The sequence below is a fragment of the Microbacterium sp. Bi128 genome (assembly GCF_918698205.1).
Window position 1 is genome coordinate 1 of record NZ_CAKKMM010001140.1, and the last position, 1,664, is coordinate 1,664.

Here is a 1,664-nt window from a genome sequence, read left to right on the forward strand (position 1 = left end):
GGGCCAAGCTAGCCACCTGAGTAGACGCACACGAGGCCCTCGCCGCCGGGCTGACGCTGCAGTGGCGTTCAGAAGTCAGCAACAAGGGGTCGCTGGCGCTGGCCCGGAGCCTGGGATTTTCCGCGGGTGGCATCCAGACCAGCGTGCTGCTGGGCTGATCCGGATGCCGCCAGGCTAGCCGCGCTCCGCGGCGGCCCTGTCCGTGTCTGCCCTGTCCGCGTCTGCCTTACCCGTGTCCGCTGCTGCGGCTGTGGCTGCGGCAGCATCTGGTTCGCCCCAGCCCTGGACCGGCTTGGGCTTGGCGAAGAACAGCGCCACGGCAGCGCCGAGCAGGATGACCGCCGCCGGCAGCAGGATGGATTGGCCCATCGCCGTCGAGAACCCCTCATGAAGCTCCGCCGGCAGGGCCCCGCCGAAGCCCATCGGGCTGGCGTCTGCGCCTGCTCCGGGCCGGGCGGGGAGCTCGGCCGCCAGCCGCGACTGGATCAGGACGGCGATGGCGGCGCTGCCGAGTACGGCCCCGATCTGGCGGGTCGTGTTGTAGACGCCTGAGCCGGCTCCGGCCTGCCGCGGCGGCAGGTTGCGTGTGACGGTGGAACTCAACGGCGCCCAGATGCCTGCATTGGCGAAGCCCAGCACTGCGCTCGGCAGCAGGAACAGCCAGATGGGGGTGTCCGGGTGCATGAGCAGGGCATTCCAGAACAGCGCCACGGACATCAGGACCAGGCCGGTCGCGGTGATGAATTTCGGGTTGACCTTGTCGATGATCCTTCCGACGACGGGGGCGAGCCCGCCCGAGATCAGCGCCATCGGCACCATCATGAGCGCCGACTGGGTCGGGGTCAGTCCGCGGACGATCTGGTAGTAGAAGATCAGCGGCAGGCTGAACGCGGTGACGGTGAAGCCCACCGTGGTGATCGCAATGTTGGCGAGCGAGAAGTTCCGGTCCTTGAAAAGGGACAGGGGCAGCAGCGGTTCACCCGTGTTGAACTTCTGCCACAGGACGAAGACCACCAGCACGGCGATGCCGCTGATGATCAGGGCCCAGACGGTGATGGGGCCGGCGATGGTGCCCCAGTCGTACGTCGCGCCCTCCTGGATGCCGAAGACCAGGAGGAACAGGCCGAGGGCGCTGAGCAGCACGCCGGGAATATCGAACTTGTGCGGGTGGGTGGTCAGCGAGGGCACGAAACGCTGGGCGAGGATGAAGCCGACAATCCCGACGGGAACGTTGATGAAGAAGATCCATTCCCAGCCGAGGCCGTCCACCAGCACGCCGCCGAGGATCGGGCCAACCAGCGTGGCGACGCCGGCCGTGGCACCCCAGATGCCCATGGCCGCTCCGCGGCGGTCCGGGGGGAAGATCCGGGTAATGACGGCCATGGTCTGCGGCGTCATCATCGCCGCGCCGAGGCCCTGGACCACACGGGCCGCGATGAGGATCTCGACGCTGCCGGAGAGGCCGCACCACAGCGATGCCACGGTGAAGACGACGAGTCCGGAGAGGTAGAGCTTTTTCGGACCGAAACGGTCCCCGAGCCGGCCCGTGATCAGCAGCGGCACGGCATAGGCGAGCAGGTAGGCGCTGGTGACCCAGATCACCGAGTTGATGTCAGTGTTGAGGCCCTCCATGATGCTGGGGTTGGCCACCGAGACGATGGGGG

The 1,664-nt window shown here is 67.7% G+C and carries 1 protein-coding gene and 1 pseudogene; one reads left to right on the forward strand and one right to left on the reverse strand.

All coding sequences use genetic code 11. The features are described 5' to 3' along the window. Window positions 1-20: 20 nt before the first annotated feature. Window positions 21-158: pseudogene (locus LQV45_RS30585) on the forward strand (GNAT family N-acetyltransferase); the annotation flags it as partial. Window positions 159-174: 16 nt separating this feature from the next. On the opposite strand, the gene LQV45_RS30590 reads toward LQV45_RS30585, so the two are convergent. Beyond that, window positions 175-1,664: DHA2 family efflux MFS transporter permease subunit (locus tag LQV45_RS30590; RefSeq protein ID WP_230011006.1), on the reverse strand; the 1,490-nt coding region annotated here is incomplete at its 5' end.